The organism is Flagellimonas marina, assembly GCF_042651185.1.
In the GTDB taxonomy this organism is placed as follows: Bacteria; Bacteroidota; Bacteroidia; order Flavobacteriales; family Flavobacteriaceae; genus Flagellimonas; species Flagellimonas marina.
In genome coordinates, this window is the sequence record NZ_JBHSCL010000007.1 from 585,780 (window position 1) to 607,192 (window position 21,413).

Annotated in this window: 18 protein-coding genes; 8 read left to right on the top strand and 10 right to left on the bottom strand. The window is 41.4% G+C overall.

The window, feature by feature from the left end; genetic code table 11:
• Nucleotides 1-3 precede the first annotated feature (3 nt).
• The 4 genes from ACFOWS_RS13790 to ACFOWS_RS13805 form a co-directional block, all read right to left on the bottom strand.
• Entirely contained in the window at nt 4-2,856 is a 2,853-nt protein-coding gene (locus ACFOWS_RS13790) for a TonB-dependent receptor (RefSeq protein WP_379765553.1), read from the bottom strand.
• Nucleotides 2,857-3,018: 162 nt separating this feature from the next.
• The gene (gene lysS / locus ACFOWS_RS13795) at nt 3,019-4,710 is read right to left on the bottom strand and encodes a lysine--tRNA ligase (RefSeq protein ID WP_379765619.1); all 1,692 of its coding nucleotides are present in this window, start codon (nt 4,708-4,710) and stop codon (nt 3,019-3,021) included.
• 64 nt (nt 4,711-4,774) lie between these two features.
• The gene (locus ACFOWS_RS13800) at nt 4,775-5,317 is read right to left on the bottom strand and encodes a thioredoxin family protein (protein ID WP_379765556.1); all 543 of its coding nucleotides are present in this window, start codon (nt 5,315-5,317) and stop codon (nt 4,775-4,777) included.
• Nucleotides 5,318-5,657: 340 nt separating this feature from the next.
• Complete coding sequence (locus ACFOWS_RS13805; protein WP_379765559.1) at nt 5,658-6,707, bottom strand: response regulator transcription factor; 1,050 nt, start codon at nt 6,705-6,707, stop codon at nt 5,658-5,660.
• 263 nt (nt 6,708-6,970) lie between these two features.
• Here ACFOWS_RS13805 and ACFOWS_RS13810 point away from each other — a divergent pair, with 263 nt between their 5' ends.
• Nucleotides 6,971-7,126: a YqaE/Pmp3 family membrane protein gene (locus ACFOWS_RS13810; protein ID WP_366591177.1), complete on the top strand. Its 156-nt coding sequence runs from the start codon at nt 6,971-6,973 to the stop codon at nt 7,124-7,126.
• Nucleotides 7,127-7,132: 6 nt separating this feature from the next.
• Here ACFOWS_RS13810 and ACFOWS_RS13815 read toward each other — a convergent pair whose 3' ends face one another.
• Nucleotides 7,133-7,561, bottom strand: a complete 429-nt coding sequence (locus ACFOWS_RS13815) for a lipocalin family protein (protein ID WP_379765562.1) — start codon at nt 7,559-7,561, stop codon at nt 7,133-7,135.
• A gap of 230 nt (nt 7,562-7,791) precedes the next feature.
• Between ACFOWS_RS13815 and ACFOWS_RS13820 the strand changes: the two genes are divergently transcribed.
• The 6 genes from ACFOWS_RS13820 (at nt 7,792) to ACFOWS_RS13845 (ending at nt 13,616) form a co-directional block, all read left to right on the top strand.
• Nucleotides 7,792-8,532: a hypothetical protein gene (locus ACFOWS_RS13820; protein ID WP_366591175.1), complete on the top strand. Its 741-nt coding sequence runs from the start codon at nt 7,792-7,794 to the stop codon at nt 8,530-8,532.
• 32 nt (nt 8,533-8,564) lie between these two features.
• A complete protein-coding gene (gene lipB, locus ACFOWS_RS13825) occupies nt 8,565-9,281 on the top strand; it encodes a lipoyl(octanoyl) transferase LipB (protein WP_379765565.1) in 717 nt (238 codons plus the stop codon).
• A 128-nt stretch (nt 9,282-9,409) separates the two neighbouring features.
• Complete coding sequence (locus tag ACFOWS_RS13830; protein ID WP_379765568.1) at nt 9,410-10,816, top strand: glycoside hydrolase family 140 protein; 1,407 nt, start codon at nt 9,410-9,412, stop codon at nt 10,814-10,816.
• A 184-nt stretch (nt 10,817-11,000) separates the two neighbouring features.
• Entirely contained in the window at nt 11,001-11,792 is a 792-nt protein-coding gene (locus ACFOWS_RS13835) for a DUF1963 domain-containing protein (RefSeq protein ID WP_379765571.1), read from the top strand.
• A 162-nt stretch (nt 11,793-11,954) separates the two neighbouring features.
• On the top strand, nt 11,955-12,551 hold the full coding sequence (locus tag ACFOWS_RS13840) for an RDD family protein (RefSeq protein ID WP_379765574.1): 597 nt from the start codon (nt 11,955-11,957) through the stop codon (nt 12,549-12,551).
• 261 nt (nt 12,552-12,812) lie between these two features.
• The gene (locus ACFOWS_RS13845) at nt 12,813-13,616 is read left to right on the top strand and encodes a hypothetical protein (RefSeq protein WP_379765577.1); all 804 of its coding nucleotides are present in this window, start codon (nt 12,813-12,815) and stop codon (nt 13,614-13,616) included.
• A gap of 63 nt (nt 13,617-13,679) precedes the next feature.
• On the opposite strand, the gene ACFOWS_RS13850 is transcribed toward ACFOWS_RS13845, so the two are convergent.
• From ACFOWS_RS13850 to ACFOWS_RS13865, 4 genes are all read right to left on the bottom strand, one after another.
• Nucleotides 13,680-14,372, bottom strand: coding sequence for a TapB family protein (locus ACFOWS_RS13850; RefSeq protein WP_379765580.1), 693 nt, complete (start codon nt 14,370-14,372; stop codon nt 13,680-13,682).
• A gap of 13 nt (nt 14,373-14,385) precedes the next feature.
• On the bottom strand, nt 14,386-15,720 hold the full coding sequence (locus ACFOWS_RS13855) for an OmpA family protein (protein WP_379765582.1): 1,335 nt from the start codon (nt 15,718-15,720) through the stop codon (nt 14,386-14,388).
• A gap of 124 nt (nt 15,721-15,844) precedes the next feature.
• Nucleotides 15,845-18,298 carry a ribonuclease HII gene (locus tag ACFOWS_RS13860; protein WP_379765586.1) on the bottom strand — a complete coding sequence of 818 codons (2,454 nt, stop codon included), beginning with the start codon at nt 18,296-18,298 and terminating at the stop codon, nt 15,845-15,847.
• 29 nt (nt 18,299-18,327) lie between these two features.
• The gene (locus ACFOWS_RS13865; protein ID WP_379765589.1) at nt 18,328-18,924 is read right to left on the bottom strand and encodes a ribonuclease HII; all 597 of its coding nucleotides are present in this window, start codon (nt 18,922-18,924) and stop codon (nt 18,328-18,330) included.
• A 150-nt stretch (nt 18,925-19,074) separates the two neighbouring features.
• Here ACFOWS_RS13865 and ACFOWS_RS13870 point away from each other — a divergent pair, with 150 nt between their 5' ends.
• Nucleotides 19,075-21,171 carry a putative porin gene (locus ACFOWS_RS13870; RefSeq protein ID WP_379765592.1) on the top strand — a complete coding sequence of 699 codons (2,097 nt, stop codon included), beginning with the start codon at nt 19,075-19,077 and terminating at the stop codon, nt 21,169-21,171.
• Nucleotides 21,172-21,183: 12 nt separating this feature from the next.
• Here the strand turns inward: ACFOWS_RS13870 and ACFOWS_RS13875 are convergent.
• Nucleotides 21,184-21,413, bottom strand: a 230-nt coding sequence (locus tag ACFOWS_RS13875; protein ID WP_379765595.1) for a hypothetical protein, incomplete at its 5' end; no start/stop codon positions are given.

Consider the following 21,413-nt stretch of genomic DNA (forward strand, 5'->3'; position numbering starts at 1 on the left):
GATTTACTTAATCTTAAATGTCAATCTACCAAAGACATAACGTCCATTTTGACCGAATTGCACCGACCTTCTGGAATAGATGAATCGGCCATCGGATCTAAAAGCGGGGTCGTTCTCATCTGGATATACATCCAAAAGATTGTTGGCGCCAACAGTTAGGGTAACATTTTCTGAGAAACTGTAACCTGCGGTAAGGTCAGTGATTATTTTGGCACCAAAGGTATAATCAATCGTGGGATCATCCTCGTTGGTAGCTTCGCGTACTTCTCCAAAATAACCATTGCGTAAAAAGAAATTCCAACGATCGTTGATTTTTACATTGTGCGACAGGTTTCCTTTGGTGGTAGGCACAGCAGATTCTAGATAAATTCTACTGGTAGGGTCAAAATAGGTATCACTTAGGCCAGCATTGGCAATAGCTTGTGGAACTTTTACTCTTTCAACCGTAGTTTCGGAAAATGTCATGGCCAGTGTATTGGTCAAGGAAACATTATCTGAGATATTGGTTTTATGATCCACCACAACATCCAAACCTTTGGTTTGGGTATCCACAGAATTGGTGAAGAAGGCAGCCTGCGTGGCATTGGCCTGTTGAAACAGGTTGGCGAGTTCTTGATTTCCATTATCGTCAAACTGTCCGGTAAGAATCACCCTATCATCAATATTGATGAGAAAGCCATCCAACGTGAATTTTAGATTGGCACTGGGAACTCTTGCGGTAAATCCTGCGGTAGCACCGATTGAGGTTTCCTCTTTTAACGGCTCAATCCCTAATAGACGGGCCACTCTGGAGGTATTTGGGAAGATTCCTACCTCATTGGGAATTCCATCTACAAAAAGCGTGGAAGTGGAGCTATAATGGATTTGATGTAAAGATGGAGCCCTAAAACCGGTCTGCCCGCCACCGCGCAGGTTAAAGTTTTCGGAAACTTTGAGGCGTGTGGCCAGTTTAAAATTGAGTGTACCTCCAAAGTCGGAGAAATTCTCATACCGTACTGCACCACTCACCAAAACAGACTCTGTAAAATCTGCTTCCACATCAAAATAGCCTGCTATGGTATTTCTGAAAGCATCTACCTCATTGTCCGGTTTGAACCCCGGAAATACTTGGATTCCCCCAGGTCTTGAATTGCCAAAAAAGTCGGTGGGTACTTCAGAATCGGGGTCTGTTGGATCATGGGGATTTCCCAAAGTATTGTATTGTGTGTAGGAGGCTTCTTCGCCAGCTACAATGGCATAATTTTCCACCCGGTATTCTGCACCAAAGGCAATGTTCAGACCAGCCATGGTATCTTCAAAAAACCGACTCATATCAAAATTGGTGGTGTTCTCACTGTAATTGAATCCTCCTGAATCGGCTTCAAACGGCGTGGAATTGACCAAAGAGGCATTGTTGGAGTTGGAGATTCGATAAAGGAATTCATTTTTTCCGTAGGAATTGCTGAAATCTACATTCCAATCCCCTAACATTCCTTTAATACCAAATGCTGCTGACTTATCCGTAATATTGGAATTGATTTCCGGTAAAAAGCCATTGATATAAGCAGGTGTATAGCTTCGGGATTGATTGGGCAAACGGTAAAAGCCTGCGGCATTTCCATTTTTAAAACTCAATCCTCCAAAACCATAAAACTCCAAGTTTTCATCAAGCGGAATGGAAAGGTTGGCAAAAAACTGGGAACCCCTCAATTCGGACTGACCCACGCGCATGTTAAAGTCGCTACGCTGCAGACCTCTTGCCAAGAGTTCTTGCTCTGTGACATCGGCACCCAAAATGCCTTGAAGTTCCTCTTTGGTTTCATTACCTGTCAATGAAAAGCCAGCAGCTCCGGCGTATTGGAAAATATCGTTCAAATCATCATCAAGAAGCAGGGAAATATCGTAGTTGTCATCGGCTGCCACACGTTCAATGGAGTTATAACCATTAAAGATGGAGCCTTCCCATTCCTGCATACGGTTGGTCCATCCACGGAAATTAAAGTTTCCTGTAAAGTTGATAAAACCACCGTCTTCACCAATGGGCAGGCCATAATTTAAGCCAAGGTTTACTTGTTCCCCATCTATTTTTTTGGCCGGACTGTGTTCGCTGGTAAAATTGGCACCGGTATTAATATCCACCTGGAGTTCATTGACGCTTTTCTTAAGAACAATGTTAATGACCCCGGCAATGGCATCAGAACCATATTGTGCGGCTGCACCATCCCGAAGAATTTCAATTCGGGAAATGGAGTTGGATGGGATAGTGGTCATGTCCGTACCCACGCTACCACGACCAAAGGTTCCATTTACATTGACCAAACCTGTTTTGTGTCTTCGCTTTCCATTAATGAGCACCAAAACTTGGTCTGGCCCAAGACCCCGCAATGCAGCAGGGGCAATATGGTCTGTACCATCAGAAATGGTCTGTGGGTTGGATGTGAAGGAAGGTGCGGCATAGTTCAAAATCTCGGTAACGGTTACCTGCGGGGTGGATTGTACCAATTCCGTAACATCAAGCACGTCCACTGGGACCGGAGTGTCCGTAGCGGTACGGTTGGCATTTCTAGAACCAACAACGACCACATTTTCGAGTGCAAGCCCCGCCTGAAGGGTAATGTTGAGGGTGTTCCCTGTTACGGTAGCTTCTTGGGAATTGAATCCCACATAAGAAAATACCAGAATATCTCCTGTGTTAGCTTGGATGGTGTAATTGCCATCAAAATCGGTGATGACGCCGTTAGTGGTTCCTTTTACCAAGACCGATGCTCCCGGCAGCGGTACATTTTGGTCATCATAAACGGTTCCGGTCACCTCTTGTGCCACGGCAGCAAAACATACCAATAGCACAAAAAGGAATGTTAGTTTCATTCTTTTCATTTAAATAGGTTTAAGTAAGATTAAGGGGGTATGCTGCTGAAAATCTCCTTTTAAAAAAAGGATTGGTTATTGGCAAGATAGGACTTTTTTTAAAAATGAAAACCCCAGCTTGTCAAATGTTAAGCCGGGGTTTGTACGTATTTAAGAGGAAATTGACTTGTCTCAGCCTGTGTATTTGGCCAAGAGATGATCTTCTGTTTTTTCCACTTTTAGGAGCCCATGTTTTGATAGACTCTTGGTGCTCTTGTCCCATTTTTTGCCACTAAGTCCAGCCTTATCCTTTAGGTCGGACAGGGACATTTCTCCAACAGGTTTTAGAATATCAATTATGGCTTTTTCTTCTTCGGTGAGTTCCACTTTTTTCTTTTCGGGACGCATTTGCGGGAAAAACAACACTTCTTGGATGGAGGAGTTGTTGGTCATCAACATCACTAGACGGTCAATACCGATTCCAATTCCTGAAGTTGGCGGCATTCCGTATTCTAAGGCGCGCAAAAAATCTTGGTCAATGAACATAGCCTCATCATCTCCTTTTTCGGAGAGTTTCAATTGTTCTTCAAAGCGCTCACGTTGGTCAATGGGGTCATTCAACTCAGAATAGGCATTGGCCAACTCTTTTCCGTTTACCATTAACTCAAAACGCTCTGTTAACTTTGGATTGGAACGATGCTCTTTGGTCAATGGACTCATTTCCTTTGGGTAATCGGTTATAAAGGTGGGTTGTATGTAATGGTGCTCACATTTTTCTCCAAAAATCTCATCTATCAATTTACCCACACCCATGGTTTCATCCACCTCGATTTTCAGTTTTTTGGCTGTTTCTCTGAGTTGGTCTTCGTCCATATCGGCCACATCATACCCTGTATGAATCTTAATGGCTTCCAAAATGGGAACTCTGGGGTAAGGTGCTTTAAATTCGATCTCGTGATTGCCTACCTTTACTTTGGAACTTCCTGTAGCATCTATGGCCACTTTTTCAAGAAGCTTTTCAGTGGTTTCCATCATCCAATTGTAATCTTTGTAAGCAACATACAATTCCATTACGGTGAATTCTGGATTGTGGGTACGGTCCATTCCCTCGTTTCGGAAGTCTTTGGAGAACTCGTACACGCCATCAAAACCACCAACGATGAGTCGCTTTAAGTATAGTTCGTTTGCAATCCGTAGATATAAAGGAATATTCAAAGCGTTGTGATGCGTTAAAAACGGACGTGCAGCGGCCCCTCCGGGGATGGGCTGTAAAATTGGGGTTTCCACTTCCAAATAGCCACGTTCATTGTAGAATTCACGGATACTGTTGGTAATTTTTGTTCGCTTGATGAAGGTCTCTTTCACATGTGGGTTCACTACCAAATCCACATACCGCTGGCGGTAGCGAAGCTCTGGGTCGTTAAACGCGTCGTACACCTTGCCATCTTCATTGACTTTGGGTAGGGGAAGGGGGCGCAACGACTTGCTCAACAAGCTAAAGCCTTTTACCATTACGGTTTTTTCCCCAACTTGGGTCTTGAACAGTTCACCTTCAACGCCGATGATATCCCCAATATCCAACAATTTTTTGTAGACATCGTTGTACAGCGTCTTGTCCTCACCGGGACATATCTCATCACGGTTAAAATAGACCTGGATTTTACCTTCGCTGTCCTGCAACTCGGCAAAAGAGGCTTTCCCCTGAATTCGTCGGGACATCAATCTACCGGAAATCACCACCTTCTTGCCTTCCTCAAAATTGGCCTTGATGCTCTTGGATGTAGCATCCACTGGATATAATGCTGCAGGATAGGGGTCGATGCCCATTTCCCTAAGCTTGGTCAATTTTTCTCTTCGAACGATCTCTTGTTCCGATAGTTGCATAGCTGTAAAAAAATTAAAGCGCAAAATTACACTTTTGCGCTTTAATTCCATTCCTCGGTACGGTTTATTGTGCGTAATTGGGTGTGTAAGTTCGGTTTTGAACAATTTGGGCGATGTCTTCCTCCAAGGAATCAATGGGCCGCTCCACAATTCGGTTGACTTCTTGCTCATTTTTGAAGAAAATCATGGTGGGGACTTTTATGATGTTGAGTCCTTTTTCCTCACCGGTCGGACTTTTTTTGTAATGTTCTTTTCTGCGGTCCAAGGCTATGATTTCTAGGTGTTCCATGGGGTAATTGGCAGCTTCCAGAATTTTGATGAAACGCGGTGTTTCCCGTTTGCTATCGCCACACCAAGTACCCAAAAATAATTTGATCTTGTATTGGGCCAAGTCTTCTTTAAAGAGTTTTACCAAGGATTCATCCACAGCGTAGGTTTTCATTCCTTGATGGAACCACTGTTGGTAAGGCTGGGTGTGAAGCCCATCCAAATTGATTTTCCCTACTAGATATTTTCGGCCATCCTCTTGCACAATTTCTTTGTTAAATTCTTGGGAAAAGGTGAGTGTTGTGCATAGAACCAGTAGTGTTGTAAATAGATGTTTCATGATTTTTCGATTTAAAGATTCAGCTCGAAAATTCCTGAAAAACAAGGCTTAGGAAGACAATTTAGGGATGGAAATGGGGACTAGACCCTAGGTTGATTTTAGTTTCGGGTCGAAAGCTGAACCCTGATGCTGTCTGTGCGCCATTTATTTTATCGTGCCAGCGCCCAATAGACTTACAGGTTCCTTTTGTCATTTCGAACCGACTGAAAGGAGCGTGAGAAATCTCATTGAAAAAACAGATTTCTCAATTGTCACTACGACCCTCATTTCAAAATGACGAGTTGCGTCAAAAATGAAACTCCATTCAATGTAACAGTAAGGATTTAGGATTAACCGTGATTTATTTTTTGAAGAGAGCTACAATTTCTTCTCGGGATGAAACCTCCAGCTTTTTATAGAGATTATTGATGTGGGTTTTTACGGTGCTGTGGCTCACAAAAAGTGCGGTGGCAATCTCTTTATTGCTTTTTTCCTGAAGGATATGGTCTACAATTTTTTGTTCTTGGGGAGTTAGTTTTTGTCGCATGGATTTTTCTGCAACCCTAGCTTTCAATTTTTGTTTGGTGATGAAGTAGACGTTGGCCAAAAGTGAAAGAATCAGGGTCAAAATCAACAGATACTTTAAATTCCAGGTTTTAGGTGAATTAAAGTTAGCTAGTTGCTGGTCCGTTGCAATTTCGGCCGCATATTCTTGGGTGAAACCAGCTTCTGGGTATATGCTTTGCAGTCGATTTAAAAGACCTTTATAATACGAGTTGGCAGAAACATCCTGAAGATAATGGGTATAGGTTTCATTTCGTTTGTCCGATAGAAAATCGTAGATAAAAAGCTCTACCAGCGGTTCTTCAGCGCTTTTGCCAAAATCCTGTAAAGTGGCAAACCACTTTTTGGAATTAAGATTTTTACTGGTCTCACCGGGGTATTCCATAAAATCAAATACCATTTCGTCCTTTAAAAACTCTACTTGCAGCAAGGCTTCCGATTTTGGATTGGTGGAGACAATGGTGCAAAGGGATTGGTCTTCAAACGAAGTTGGAAATTGAACCGTATCCAAATTGTTGGCAATGAACAAAACACTTTTGCTGTTGTTGCACTGTCCTAAAAAATGGTTGTCTTCACTGGTGTTGGTACAGCCATCCAAATGAATGCGGTAGATTCGATTTTCCTTTGGCAGATTATTCCCTTCAAACTGAAAATGACCCAGCGAATCCACTTGGGTCTTCTTCACAATCTGATTGAGATAAATTCGGGATGACTTTCTATAATCCTCGACTAAGGAAAGATAAATGGTGTTTCCAGCATTGATTTGGGATACCTCGCCCGAAAATTGATATTGGGCAAGAAGCGCAGCAGAGTTTAAGAATAAAACGAAAAGAAAATATCGCCGCATGAGACTTTATTATATCCAAGATATTTGAAAATTCGTCAATTCGAGTAATTTTTGGAAGCAGCGCAACAAAAATTGTATCGAGAATCAGAATTTCAGAAGCAAAAACCCTGTTCTCGATACTTTTCCTTTGGAAAAACTCGAACTGACGGCTTCGGGATTTTGACTTTCATGTAAAATTGGACAATTATAACAAAAATAGAGGTTTCGTGTAACAAAAGCACCGTGTAAGGTACTAATAAGTATCATCAATCAATAGTTACATCATGAGTTTTTGGAGAGTCCTTTTGGCCATATTGTTCCCGCCCCTTTCCGTAATCGGAAAAGGTTGTGGGTCTTTTCTAATTGTATTATTGTTGACTTTTTGTGGATGGGTGCCGGGCGTACTCGCCGCTTTGGTCATCCTCAACAATTCAAACTAGTCGAGATTATTCCTTTTCCCAGATGATGGAGCCTGTGGTAGAACCACCGGAGTACATTAAAATCAACTCGGTTTCGGTGAGTTTTCCAATTTCAAAACTGGTTATTCCCAAAATTCCACCGCCATTAACTTGCAATCCGGCCGAAGTGGTTGCTGTGGCTTCAATAAAGGTGTAAGTTCTGGTTGCCAACCCATCGGTAGCACAATTGCTCTCATACCATTCAATTTGCAGATCATCCAAAGTCAAAAACTCAAGAAATGAATCCGTCTGGCAATCTTCAATGGTTACTTCGGAGCCATTATTGGTGCCTCCGGTCAAGTACCATTTACCCATCAAAAGTTCTTGGGGGGTAAGTTCTGGTCCTGCATCATCATCGGAACTACAGGAGAGTAAGATTACGCTAAAAAGGCAGAGCAATAGTTTTGGGGTTTTCATCGGTTGTTATTGATTTAGAGTTATTTACTGTCCTCACTATAACGGAGAAGGAAGATTTTTATGATGTTTCAAGGTCGTTTTTCGTTCAAAGAACGATTTGCATGCAAGAAAGCAAACAGATAAGTGGTTTAAATGATCTCAAAAGTTGTGGGTATTTGGGTATTATGGTATTTTTAGCCCTTTGCCGTTGCCCGCCAAATGTGGGTACAGCGTAACTTAACTTTAGTTTTATGAAAAAAATCCAAATCCTAATCTTAGCCTTTGTGGCGATTTTTACCTACTCGTGCAATTTTACCGAAGAGATTCATCTACAGGAAGACGGTTCTGGAAAGCTATCCATTAATTTTGATGGTTCTGAACTCATGGAAATGGCAGGTGATCAAATGGTGAAGGAAAACGAAAAACCCATCGACTCCATAATTTCCTTTAAAGATTTATTGGAAGAAAAAAAGGATAGTATTGCCCAACTTTCCCCCGAAGAACAGGCAAAATTGAAAAAATTGGAGCCGTTCAACATGCACATGGTCATGAATCCGGAGGAAAAGGTGATGAAGTTTGACCTGTTCAGCAATTTTAAAAATGTGAACGAGGTGAATGACGCTTTCAACACGTTTAGGGAAGCCAGTTTAATGGGCCCCAAAAGCCAACCGGAACAAGCAACGCCCATGCCCATGTCCGAGCAATCCACCCAAGTGACCTACACCTTTGCCAAGAACACCTTTTCAAGAACGGCCAAAATCATTGATGAGGAGCTGTTCCAGCAGAATATTGACAGTCTTCAGGGGTCAGAAATGTTCCTTTCGGGGTCTACCTATACCCTAAAATATCATTTTCCAAGAAGGGTAAAGTCCACCACGGCGGAAGAGGCCACTTTTAGTGCGGACGGCAAGACCATGATTTACGAAGTCTCTTTTTTGGAGATGATGAAAGACCCTAAACTTTTGGATATTGAGGTGGAGTTGGAAGAATAGTTTTCCAACCTTAGCCTTTGTATCTTTGTACCATGAACAAAAAGGTTGGGCTACAGGATTTAGGTTTCAAGGATTACAAGGAAACTTGGGATTACCAGGAATTGCTGTTCCAAAATATTGTGGATGCCAAGATCAAGAACAGGAGAGAAGGCACTACCCTTGAAACTCCCAATCATTTTTTGTTTGTGGAACATCCCCATGTCTACACCTTGGGAAAAAGTGGTGACATCACCAATTTATTGGTGGATGAAAAAGCTTTGGAAGAAAAAGGTGCCACGTTTTATAAAATTAACCGGGGTGGGGATATTACCTATCACGGTCCCGGACAGGTGGTGGGCTATCCCATTTTGGACTTGGACAACTTTTTTACTGATATCCACAAATACCTTCGTTTTTTGGAAGAAATGGTCATTCGCACTTTGGCCGAATACGGACTAAAAGCTGAACGTTCCGAAGGAGAAACGGGTGTTTGGCTGGATGTGGGTACACCATTTGCCCGAAAGATATGCGCCATGGGCGTACGGGCCAGCCGTTGGGTAACCATGCATGGTTTTGCCTTGAACGTCAACACGGATTTGGGTTATTTTGACCTTATGATTCCTTGTGGCATTAAGGACAAGGCCGTTACTTCCCTGAATGTGGAACTGGGCCAAAAGCAGGTTGACATGGGAGAGGTGAAAGAGAAGCTACTCCGCCAATTTCAAGAACTTTTTGAAGCGGAGTTGGTGCGGGAGAAGACAGAGGTATAGGTTTTTCTGGCAATCAATTTAACTAACTTCACACCTGCCTACCAAACAGACAGATAGTCGAAGTATAGCAAACAAATCATATCTTTAAAAGCTGTAAACCATAGACGCTTTTATAAAAAAATCCCAAAATGATTTATCGTATTGTATGTATGGCAGTATTAACCTTAAGTGTGGGTAGCATTGCCGCTCAAAGCTTAAAAGTTGCTCCAAATAATAGGTATTTAGTAACCCAAGATGGGACTCCTTTCTTTTGGCTTGCGGATACGGCTTGGGAATTATTCCATAGATGCAATAGGGAGGAAGCCGATATGTATCTCGAAAAAAGAGTTGAACAGGGATTTAATGTTATTCAGGCCGTTGCACTTGCAGAACTTGATGGCCTAAACACGCCAAATCCTTACGGCCATTTGCCTTTAAAAGATAATGATCCTTTACAGCCTAATGAGAAGTATTTTGAGCATGTGGATCATATCATAAAAAAAGCAGGTGAACTTGGTCTTTATATAGCGCTGTTGCCAACATGGGGAGATAAAGTCAATACTGAAAGCTGGGGTGTGGGGCCTGTGGTCTTCAACCCGGAGAATGCCTATGAATATGGCAAATGGATAGGGAATAGGTACAAAGATGTGGATAATGTCATTTGGATAATCGGAGGTGATAGAAACCCCCGTGAAAATTCTGATGATCTAGTGATTTGGAATCAAATGGCAGAAGGTATTGTAAATGCTGTGGGAGGGAATGAAAAAGCCTTGATGAGTTTTCATCCCCAACCTAAGGAAAACGGGGGTTCTTCTACATGGTTCCATCAAGAAGAATGGTTGGATTTTAATATGCACCAAACCGGTCATTGCCCAAATAAGGGAACCTATAAACACATTAAGCATGATTATGATTTGAACCCCATAAAACCAGTCTTGGATGCTGAGCCATTGTATGAGGATCATCCAAATTGTTTTAATGCCGAAGAACTTGGTTATAGCAATCACGAAGACATCAGGATGATCATGTACTGGAATGTTTTTGCAGGGGCCTTTGGGCAAACCTATGGTTGCCATGATGTTTGGCAGATGTACAAAAATGATAAAGAACCAATTAATAAGCCTTTAAGACCGTGGCCAAAAGCATTGGACTTGCCAATGGCGAACCAAGTTAAGCACCTTAAAAACTTAATGCTTTCCAGACCAGTCTTGTCTAGAATTCCAGATCAATCAATCATCAATGATCAACAGGAAGAAAATAAAGAGTACAACATTGCCACAAGGAGTTCAGACGGAAGTTATGCCATGATTTATTTCCCATCAGGGGGAGAAGCTAGTCTTAACCTTAAGGAACTGTCCGCTGAACAATTGATAGCATGGTGGTACGACCCTAGGACAGGCAATAGCTTTGGCAGAGGAACAATAGAAAGATCGGATAAAACAACTGTTACAGCACCCACTTCAGGGAAGGGGAATGACTGGGTTTTGGTTCTTGATGCACCATCTATGAAGTTCCAAGCTCCAGGAAAAACTGTCTACAAGGATGCCCCCAAGTAATTGACTGCTGACCACACTAAGTGTCACATATTTTACACATCTCTACAATCGTTAATTTTTTGAGGAACAATCCTCATCCATCAACTTAAAACTCCCATAAATCAATTGACTCCTGTTTTTTAGTTCGAAAATGGCTATTCTCGCTTAGCACTAGTTTCAAGCAGGTAATTCATTTGTCTCAAAAATGCAAGGAGGGGAAATACAACAACTATGGGAATCGTTAAAAAAGACAGCGTACCGACCTCTTATTGACAATGGAAATTGCCATCCCAGTTTTTCTGTGCATTCTAAATACAACGGCTATCCCTATCTCCGTAACAAAGATGATTGGCCGTGCTGTTCGTGTTGTGGAAAGGTAATGCCGCTGGTTTTTCAACTCAACCTATCAGAAATTCCGGTTGTATGGAAAGAAAATGCTTTGGTTCAGTATTTTGAGTGCATCACAAGAAATGCGGCAGGCTCCACCTGCGAGCCGGGTTATCCTAAAAACAACAGTTCTATGTTGAGAAAAGTGGAAATTGATACTCCGACAGTCCAAGTGCCTGTAGATTTTAATTATTGGCTTGGTGTACAAGATTCCTTTTCCAAAATAATACTGAAAAGAATATCCCAAGAACATAGCATTGTAGGGTGGCAACCATTTGATGACTACCCAAGCCTTGTTGATTTTAATGAAAAAATGGACTATTTGAACACTACAATCGGTGAAGAAGCCTTGGATTTTCTCTGGGAGAACTTGGAGGTATTGGAAGAAATGGAGCACAAGCAATGCAGCCCCGAAGATAAATTGTTGGGTTATCCGTGTTGGAGTCAGGCTGAGGGGTATCCAAGAGAACGGGATGGGGAAATGGAGCTTTTTTTTCAAATCAACGGATTGGTAACCTCCAACAAAAGTGCAATTGCTTTTAGGGACGGGGAACGAGGGATGTTTTTTCAGAACCGGGATTCTGGGGATATGGTGTTTACCACGTGGTAGCTATTTTACCATCAATTTTAAAGACATATCCATCAATTGTGACTGGATTTTTCTCTTAAAAAATTCTAACTTCACGCCCGCCTGCCGAGAGGATAGGCAGCCGAAGTATTAAAATGATTCATATCATTGAACATTAGTAATAATGTTGAAAATCACTAGCCAATGGAAAATGAGTTCGCTAAAGTAATGTCCGAACGGACAGATGAAGAATTGATAAAAATTGTAACTGTCGAAAGGGACAAATATAATCCAACTGCCCTCGAAGCTGCTGATTCAGAAATAGAAAATAGGAAAATTAATACTTCAACTTTTAAAGAAATAAGGGATAAGGCAAATGCGGAAAAAATTCAAAAACAAAAAGTGGATTCAAGTGTTGTTAGTTCTGGAACAAGATTTCTTCACTTGATTATTGATTGGGCTGTTTGGATTATCTTATCATTTATTTTGAGTTTTTTGGTTGGACTTATTTTTGAACCAACAAATCTAGATTTATTTCAAGTTGTAATTTATATTTTATTTCTGGCTGTGTTTGTCGGTTACTACGCTTTCATGGAGCTGAAATACCAAAAAACAGTTGGAAAATTTATAACCAAAACCCATGTTGTAAAAACGGATGGGAAAAAACCTGATTCTTCAGACATAATAGCGCGGACTTTTTGTAGGCTCATTCCATTTGACAGACTTTCCTTTTTGTTTGTAAAAAATGGAATTCATGATTATTTATCAAAAACAAAAGTGGTACGTGACGATAAAGAATAAAACACTAAAGTTAACATTGTGTATAGCTCATTGCAGTCGAATTTTCTATCTGGAAAATCCGGTCTGATACGTTGAATTAAGTGCTAGGGTGGAAAAGTCCGCATCTACTCATAACCAAACCCGATAAGTGAAACTATACCAATTTTTAGTTCCATCCATCAATTTAAACCCTCCATACATCAATTGACCCAAACTTTTTGATTAGTGCGCTGCTACCTTCATCCTATATCTTAAAAGTGTAACATGAAAAGTGGACTGACAATGTTGACAATGCTATTTGGCATTTTAACCACTTTAGCGCAAAAGGATAGTTTTGAGGACAGGTTGAAGTTGGATACGATCCATAGCGCCAAAATGGAACAATGGGAATTCAATTCAACCTCCATTTCATGCTTAAGTGATGGACTGTGGGAGCATGTCCTTCCAAAATCTACAGTGGGCACTGATAAAATTATCCTCAACCGGAATGAACTGAACTATTTTCTAGAGTTGGATAATGTCAAAATCAAAACCGAATTCGAACTCTTTGCAAATCCCGGACATTGGGAAAATCGATTTGGGAAGCAGATTCAAACCTTGACCTTGAGCAAGCCGCTCCATCTTTTGGCGATTAAAGATGGTAAATTGATGCATTTCTCAGTGGATTCTCTTGTTGGGTTACGTTATGCCACCTATTATCCCTACGGGGAACTGGATGTTGTGGACCCAAAAATGGTTCCGATTGTATACCAGCAAAAAAATTCATTTGATGAACATTCACCTATACTCTTTGTGTCATCCATTTTTTTGGATTACATCGACCTGAATGAAGCTAAAGTACGTTGGGACACGGTGGCTTTTGGTTCTGAGGATATGTCCGGCACACGCCGCATTATCGGATTGGATTTTAATGGAGATGGTCAGGATGAAGTTTTGACATTTCATGAAACTACAGAAGTGTATGAGCCCTCCGAAGGTGATGAAAGCAGTACATCTGCACGTTCAATTATTGGGCTGTACTTCAAAAACCACTGGTACCGAACTTCTTTTTGGCAAGAAGGTCCAGATGGGATGGAAGGGTTTTGATCTACAATAATGAAAAAACCGAGGCATCGCCCCGGTTTTCTGCTTCAAAAGAGAATGGGAGTTTTATTTGCTGAACTGCGTCAATACCGAAGTGGACATCAGATTTCCTTTTTTGTTGTACGATTCTTGTTTTACCATGCCCACGCCCTCGGCTAGCCAAACACGAGATGGAAAGGTTTGGTTGGCCATCATCATTTTGCTCTTTGTTTCGCTGTAGATCACAAAGCAGTCAAACGTTCCGGCAGGGGTGGTGACACTTTCCTTTTTTTCCACTTTTCGGTTGATGGTCTCCACATTCATGTTCATATTCATTACCCCGCTCATTTTCATCTTCACATTAACGTTTCCATCAGGAAGTTCCTGACCTACACCCAAATTGTTGGGCCACTCCACATCCGTTCCAGAAATGTCCATTTCAACGTCTCCCATTTGGGCCAACATCTGTTCGTTCATCAAGGATTTAAAATCAACCTTAACCACATTGCCATTGCAGGTAATGTCATATTCGGAAGAATACATGTTGCCCTTTTTGTCCTCCATATCCATAACCATAGTGGCCGAAATGTTGTCGCCAGACCCATTTACATTGGTCACTTTATAACTTAGCTTGCCGTCTTCCTTGCCTTTTTTGTCATAATTGGTGTATTGAAAACTGGCACCATCCACCATAGGGTAATAGGCACTGCAACTGGTTTGGGCCGATGTGCTGGTAAAGCAAAAAACAGCGGCTATCAGAAAAATAAAATAATGTCTCATGTGTAGTATAGTGTTATTGTTTTATGAATTCAACTCTTCGGTTTTGTGCTTTTCCATCTGGCGTATTGTTATCACCCACAGGTTCACTTTCCCCTTTTCCTTCGGAAATCAATCTATCTGTGGAAACGCCATAAACGGAGACCAAGGCATTCTTTACGGATTCTGCACGGTCTTTTGACAATTTCAGGTTGCTTTCATCGGAACCATCCGCATCTGTATGGCCCACAATTTTGAGCTTCATGGAAGGTTCTTGCTGAAGCACCTGCGATATTTGCCGGATAATGCCCATGGACTGGGGTTGGATATTGGCCGAACCCACATCAAAAAGAATTCCGTTGGTGGACACTTTTCCTTCGGAAAGGAGTTTTCTTCTGAGGTCGACCCCACCTTCGGCCACTTTGAGGTTGGAAATGAAGATTTTTTCCTTTCCATCTTTTAGGGCATTCGTTTTAAACTTGAGTGTGGTCAATTTACCTTCAGGAACCATTTGGGGAATATCCACATACTTTTCTTCGTTGACCCATAACCTGAATCTTGAATTGTTCACAGCAATGGAAATATGAGGTTGGTTGAGCACTGCTTTCCGGATATCGGACTGTACCTCACTGTTTATGATGGAACCCTTGCCGTGAATATGGTTTTTAGCGTCAATCCCAAAAGCGGCATATTGTCCTACGGGAATCCAAACCTTGGCGTAGTGGAGTCCTGCCTGAAAATTTTCATCGTCTGTCAGTAAGACTTCAATGCCAGCTGTTGAAGAGGTATTGTTGTCCATTCCATGGGTCAACATGTCGAACTCTATGGTATAATCTTCTGGTAAGCTGGGGATATTGGGGATGTAATAAATATTGTGCCCCGGCATCAATTCCATCCAGCGTTGTGGGGAGTTGCCAACGGTGACCACCTCGCCACTTCCGTTCGTGTTCCATTGAGAAGGGAAATCGCCAATAAAATCATGCCCAAAGTCATCGAAAAAGAGAAGCTTATCTCCGGGAACGTAATCGAACTTACTGTAAATGGTAATTGATTTTTCACCGGAACTAACTCCCGCCCCAGCTGTTGTATTGCTACTTGGGCTATTGTTGGTATTGTTCGGGGCACTTCCGCCCTGATTGCCACCTTGATTTCCAACATTTGGCGTTTGTTTCCCGCCCGATCCGGGTTCCAAAATACTATCCAGTGCCTGATCTGTCTTTTCACTGGTTTCTCTTTCTACCCGTCTTTCAACGGTACGCTCGGCGGCTTTCTCGGCCTTTTTGGCCAACTTTTTAAAGAATTGTGCATTGATTGTGCAACCAATCATCAGTGCAATAACCAAACTGATGAAGGTTTTACTTGAGGTTTTCATTATAGTGTACTTTAGTTGTGGTTTTTAGATACAATTCCATACAAATTACAAAAACCCTTCACATACTTCCACTAAAAATGTGTAACTCGTTTACTCCACTGTATAAGCCGCAGTAAAGAAACCGTTAATTCATTTTGTAGACGATAATAGAATTATCTTGGTCCTTGGCGACCAACTCCAGTTTCTTGTCGTTGTCCATATCTGTAAGATCAATGAGTGAACTTCCATAAACAGGGAAATGGGGGATAGGTTCCGCCTGGCTGTCGTAGAGATAAATCTTTTGGTTTTGAATGTCCGTGACACTTACATAAATTTTATCGTAGATATAAAAGATCTTGGGTTTGGAATAGACCCCAAGGTCCAATTCCACTTTTCTTCCTTTAATGCTAAGAACGTTATCATCCATCAGGACCAAAGTGTTGCTTGTTGCATACATACCGTGGTCTTTATTCAAGTTAAAATTGGTGGCCGTGAGTTTTCCATTGGTGTCAATCTGATGCAACACACCCGTTTTATTGGTGACGGTAAACTTGTTTTTATAGAGGAAAGCTTCATTGGTGGAAAAATCAATTTTTTCAGGGACTTTGATTCGGTCCGTACCCACACGATGTAATATTTTTATGGTATTGTCCTCAAGTCTAAAGACCAAGTAATCCCGGTTTCCAACCCTAAAATGTTGGGGAATACCCAAAACAGGACTGGCCGCTTCGGTATATTTGAATCCGCTGACAACTTTACCCTGATTGTTGTACATGAATACTTTTCGTCCTTGGGTAATCACAAAGCGGTAGTTCTTACTGCCATCATAATCAAAAACGGCCAGTGGGTTAAGGTTGCCACCTTCAAAATCAATCTTAAAGGGAGGTACATCATCGCCATTCCGATCTATGATCATAAATTGATCGTTAGTGGTAAAGGCCAATTGAAGTCTCCCATTTTTATAAATGTCCACTTGCTGAATGGGTGGTTGTATGCGCCCTTCCAGTTGTTTGGTCCACAGCACCTTGCCTTCTGTGGAAATTAAATAAAGTATGTTGTTCTTGTCCTGCACCACCACTTCCTGCTTGTTGGTTCGGTGGTTTTTCACAAATTGCGGGTCAATCGCCAAATCTGTATCCAACTCTAAAGTAAATAGCGGTGTAACGGAGTTGTTTTGAACAGTTTTCTCAATTTTGGAAACTAACATGTTAAGATGGGCAAAATCCGAATCCCCCACTACCTGTCCAGCGAAGGTGAAATCTTCCAAATCAGCATCTTTGATGGATTCAAAAAGATCGGAGGTCAGTTTTTGCTCCGCAAAAAAGTCAATTCCGGAAGCATTGGAAACAAAAAGCACACTCGATTCACTGGCCAAAGGAGCCTTTGCCGTTTGGTACAGCGGTGCATTGCTAAACGAAGATGTGCCGTTGTGGTTGCTAATGATGGTCTGCAGCGATTCCTTGTCCTCAGAAAAAACAAAACTATTCTCCAAAATGGTACAAAAGTTCGATTCGAAATCCTTGACTAATGGAGCAAAGCCTTCATTCAAGAAATTTTTGTCCTGCAATACCATGATTTCACTCCCCTGATAGCTTTCGGAAGATGCCTTACTGCCATCCAAAAACTCAAATAGACTGTCTGTTCCGTAGGAATTCAGTAGAACCACTTTTTGGTTGTTCAGGTAGATGATGCCCACTTCCTCAATGGTGTTGAAAAGGGAATCAACAGGTTTTACACGATCCAAATAGGTATTTTGGTTTTTGGCAAAGACTTGGTAATCATCAAATGTGTATGAAATCACAGCCTGTGCGTTCAATGGGGCCAAGGCTGGTGTTTTATTGGTCAATGGCGATGTTCCCTTAAACAGATTGATAAAATTTTTGGTGGAATCAGGGGCCATGGCAATTCCATTAAGTGTTACTTCATCAGAATTGGCCGTAAAATCCAACGAGACCCATTCGGAGAACGGTTTATTCGTATCGTCCTCTTCTTTTAACGACAATAAGGACGCGTTGCTGCTAAGATTGATGAACACTGTGCCCGATTTATTTGCGGCCGTTGTTTCATATAACTTTTCCAGAGTGGGATCAACAAGATTGTTTTCTTGGGTACGCACCATGTTTTCCATCAAGAGCATGGAAGAGGCCAGAATAATTTCCTTTTCTCGTGGCATTTGAAAGATTTCGCGGCCGTCAAGGGTATACTTGGTGATATTGGTCCCTTCGTATTGTAGGGTCTCCACAGTTTTGTTGCCAACATCATCCACGTTAAAAAGATCGGGGCTCTTTTTAGTGATTAGGACAAAATCATGATTTCCCTTACCCACTTCATACAGGGCCAAAAGACAAGGGTGCTCTGTAGATAGATGATTTAAATGGTCCAATTTGTCCAAAACTTCCTTGTACGTAGTAAAGCTTTTTATTTTGGACAAAAAAGCATTGTTCTTTAGCTCGCTCTTAAAGTTGGATAGATTGGTGATCTTGATGACCAGCGCAGGGTTAGGAGGTAAGTGGTCCAGTAAAGAATCTGTGGTTTTGACCTCGGTTTCGCAGGAAAGGATAAAAAGTGCGAGTAAACAGAACAGTACCTTATATCTCATGGTTGAAGTTTGACACAAAGTTAGAATTTTTAAATATCCAATGTTAACTGTTCGGGCAGCTGTCGAAAGCTTTTTCTGTGGTATTTGGTCAGGCCAAATTCTTTTATGGCCTCACGGTGCTCCTTGGTAGGATATCCCTTGTTTTTTTTCCAATTGTACATGGGGAACTCTTCATGGATTTTAGCCATGTATTCATCCCTATAGGTTTTCGCTAAAATGGAAGCAGCGGCTATGCTCATGTATTTGCCGTCTCCTTTTATGATACATTCATGGGCTATAGTTGGATAAGGTTTGAACCTGTTACCGTCGACCAAGATAAAACTTGGGGCTTTTTTCATAGTGTCCAAGGCACGATGCATGGCCAGAAAAGAAGCATTCAGAATGTTGACTTCATCAATTTCATCCTGAAAAACATGGCATACCGAAAAACAAACCGCTTCTTGTTCCAAAATGGGCCGTAAGCCTTCACGCTTAAGTTCTGACAGCTGTTTGGAGTCATTTAAAATGCTGTTGGTGAATCCCTCGGGAAGAATAATGGCAGCTGCGGTAACAGGTCCAGCCAAACAGCCCCTGCCAGCTTCATCTGTACCAGCTTCATTGGGATATTTATATAGATTTTTGAGCATACTTCCCTTGACAGACCGAAAGATAAGGCCTGTGTCCTTGAGGGCCAAATAGAAGGGTGGGTTTCCATAATCTGATTAGCTTTTTGATGGCAAACTTTTCACATTTGTTTAGAAACAAAACCTATACCTTTGCCTGAGCAATACCATGGAATGAGATTGATACTGTTTACCCTGCTGTTCCTGCTGGGTCAATTTTTAGTTGCACAACAAGACTCTTTGCCTTCCCAGAAAGAAGTGGATTCAATGAAGGTGAAAACCTTGGATACGGTTAAGGTGAAAGCACTTGATTCAGTCAAGGTAAAAGCAACGGATTCCATGAGGGTTAAAACCACGGATTCACTTTCCCGTGATTCAACCGCCATGAGGGGTGGAAAATTTATGAGGCAAGTGAGACAGGCTGAAAAAGTGGATTCGGTTTTCATCAGGGATTATAAAATTATCTCGTACGCCAGGGACACTACTATATTGGATACAACCCTTACCATTCAAAAGGAATACAAATACAATTACATTCGAGAAGATGATTTTGAGTTGATGCCCTTCGCCAATATGGGGCAACCGTATAATGTGTTAGGGAAAACATTTTCCACCAACCCCTATTACCCCCGCATTGGGGCAACCGCCAAGCACCCTAGATATTTGGAAGTGGAAGATATTAAATATTATAATGTGCCTACCCCCATGACGGAGTTGATGTTCAAGACCTCCATGGAGCAAGGGCAGTATTTGGATGCTTTGTTGACCTTCAATCTCTCAAAACGATTCAACGCATCGGTGGCCTATAATGGGTTTAGGTCCTTGGGGAAGTATCGGTTTGAACAAGCGGAGTCGGGAATCTTCCGTACTACGATGAATTATAGTACGGAAAATGGAAGATATAGCGTACGGGCCCATATTGCAGCCCAAGATATAGAAGGCCAAGAGAATGGGGGGCTGCTTAATCGTGAACAGTTTGAAGATGATTTACCCGATTTTCAAGACCGATCAAAGATTGATGTGCGATATACTGATGCCAACAACAAAATATTGGGCAAACGCTATTATTTGGACCACCTCTATAAATTGGTCAACCATAAAAGGGATTCAACCGATAATAATCCCACATCCTTGGCCATTGGTCACGAGTTTACCTACGAAACCAAGATGTATGATTTTGAACAATCAGCCCAAAATGATGCTTTTGGGGATGATCCTTTTATTACGCCCATAGAGGATAGGGCTAGATTAAAGACTATGTTCAATAAGGGAAGTGTGCAATTTTCAAATAGGACTTTGGGGAAAGTCACAGGGAACGTTGGACTGTTTTCCTATAATTATTATTTCAACAGTGTTTTAATTACGGATGAGGGTACCATTCCAAATAAATTGGAAGGCGAGGAAGTTACCGTGGGAGGCGAGTATACAAATAATTTTGGACGTTTGTCCTTGAAAGGTAATATCAATTATACCATATCGGGGGACCTTACCGGGAATGTTTTGGATGCCACGGCCAACTATCATATTAACGATAACAATACTGTGATGGGGGGTATCCATATCTCATCCCGAATGCCTGATTTTAATTATCTATTGTATCAAAGTGACTATCGAAACTTTAACTGGTACAATCTGGACACTTTTGAAAAACAGCAGACCCAAAGCATAAAATTTGGTTTTGATTCAAAGTGGCTGGGGCTGATTGAAGCAGAATACAGTGCCTTGGACAATTACACCTATTTTGCCTCAACGGCAACCCAAGAGCAGATTGATGGCGCCCAGGAAACAGCCTTTGTAAAACCATTTCAAGAATCAGGCACTATAAATCATCTGCGGGCGAAATACACAAAGGAGTTCAAATGGCGTAAATGGTCATTGATGAACACCTTACTTTACCAAGAGGTCACACAAGACAATCAAGTAGTGAACCTTCCGCAGTTGGTAACAAGGAACACCTTATATTTTTCAAGTGATGTATTTAAAAAAGCTATGTTTTTGCAGACGGGAGTTACTTTCAAATATTTCACTTCCTATAATATGAATGCCTATAATCCTTTATTGGGAGAGTTCTATATCCAAAATAATGAGGAATTGGGGGGGTATCCCTTGTTGGATGTTTTCATCAATGCCAAGGTTAGGCAAACGCGAATATATTTAAAGGCGGAGCACTTGAATTCCATATTTTCTGAACCTAATTACTATTCTGCGCCTAACTATCCTTACAGGGATTTTGTTATCCGATTTGGTTTGGTTTGGAATTTCTTTTCATAGGAAGATTTAAATTCAGCTTGATAAACAGCTACTTATAGTTTTATGTGTTTTTTTAGAAAAAAAATAAGGCAAAACTATTTGTGGAGAAAAAATAACCTTCTTATATTTGCACCCGCTTAGCTGATAAGGCTGGGCGTTTTCCGGGAGTGATTTTGGTCTTAGGGCCAATTTTTTTTCTGGGGATTTAAGGAAGAAGTTCATATACATATTGCAATAGACAGCGTAATTATTAAAGAGAAGAA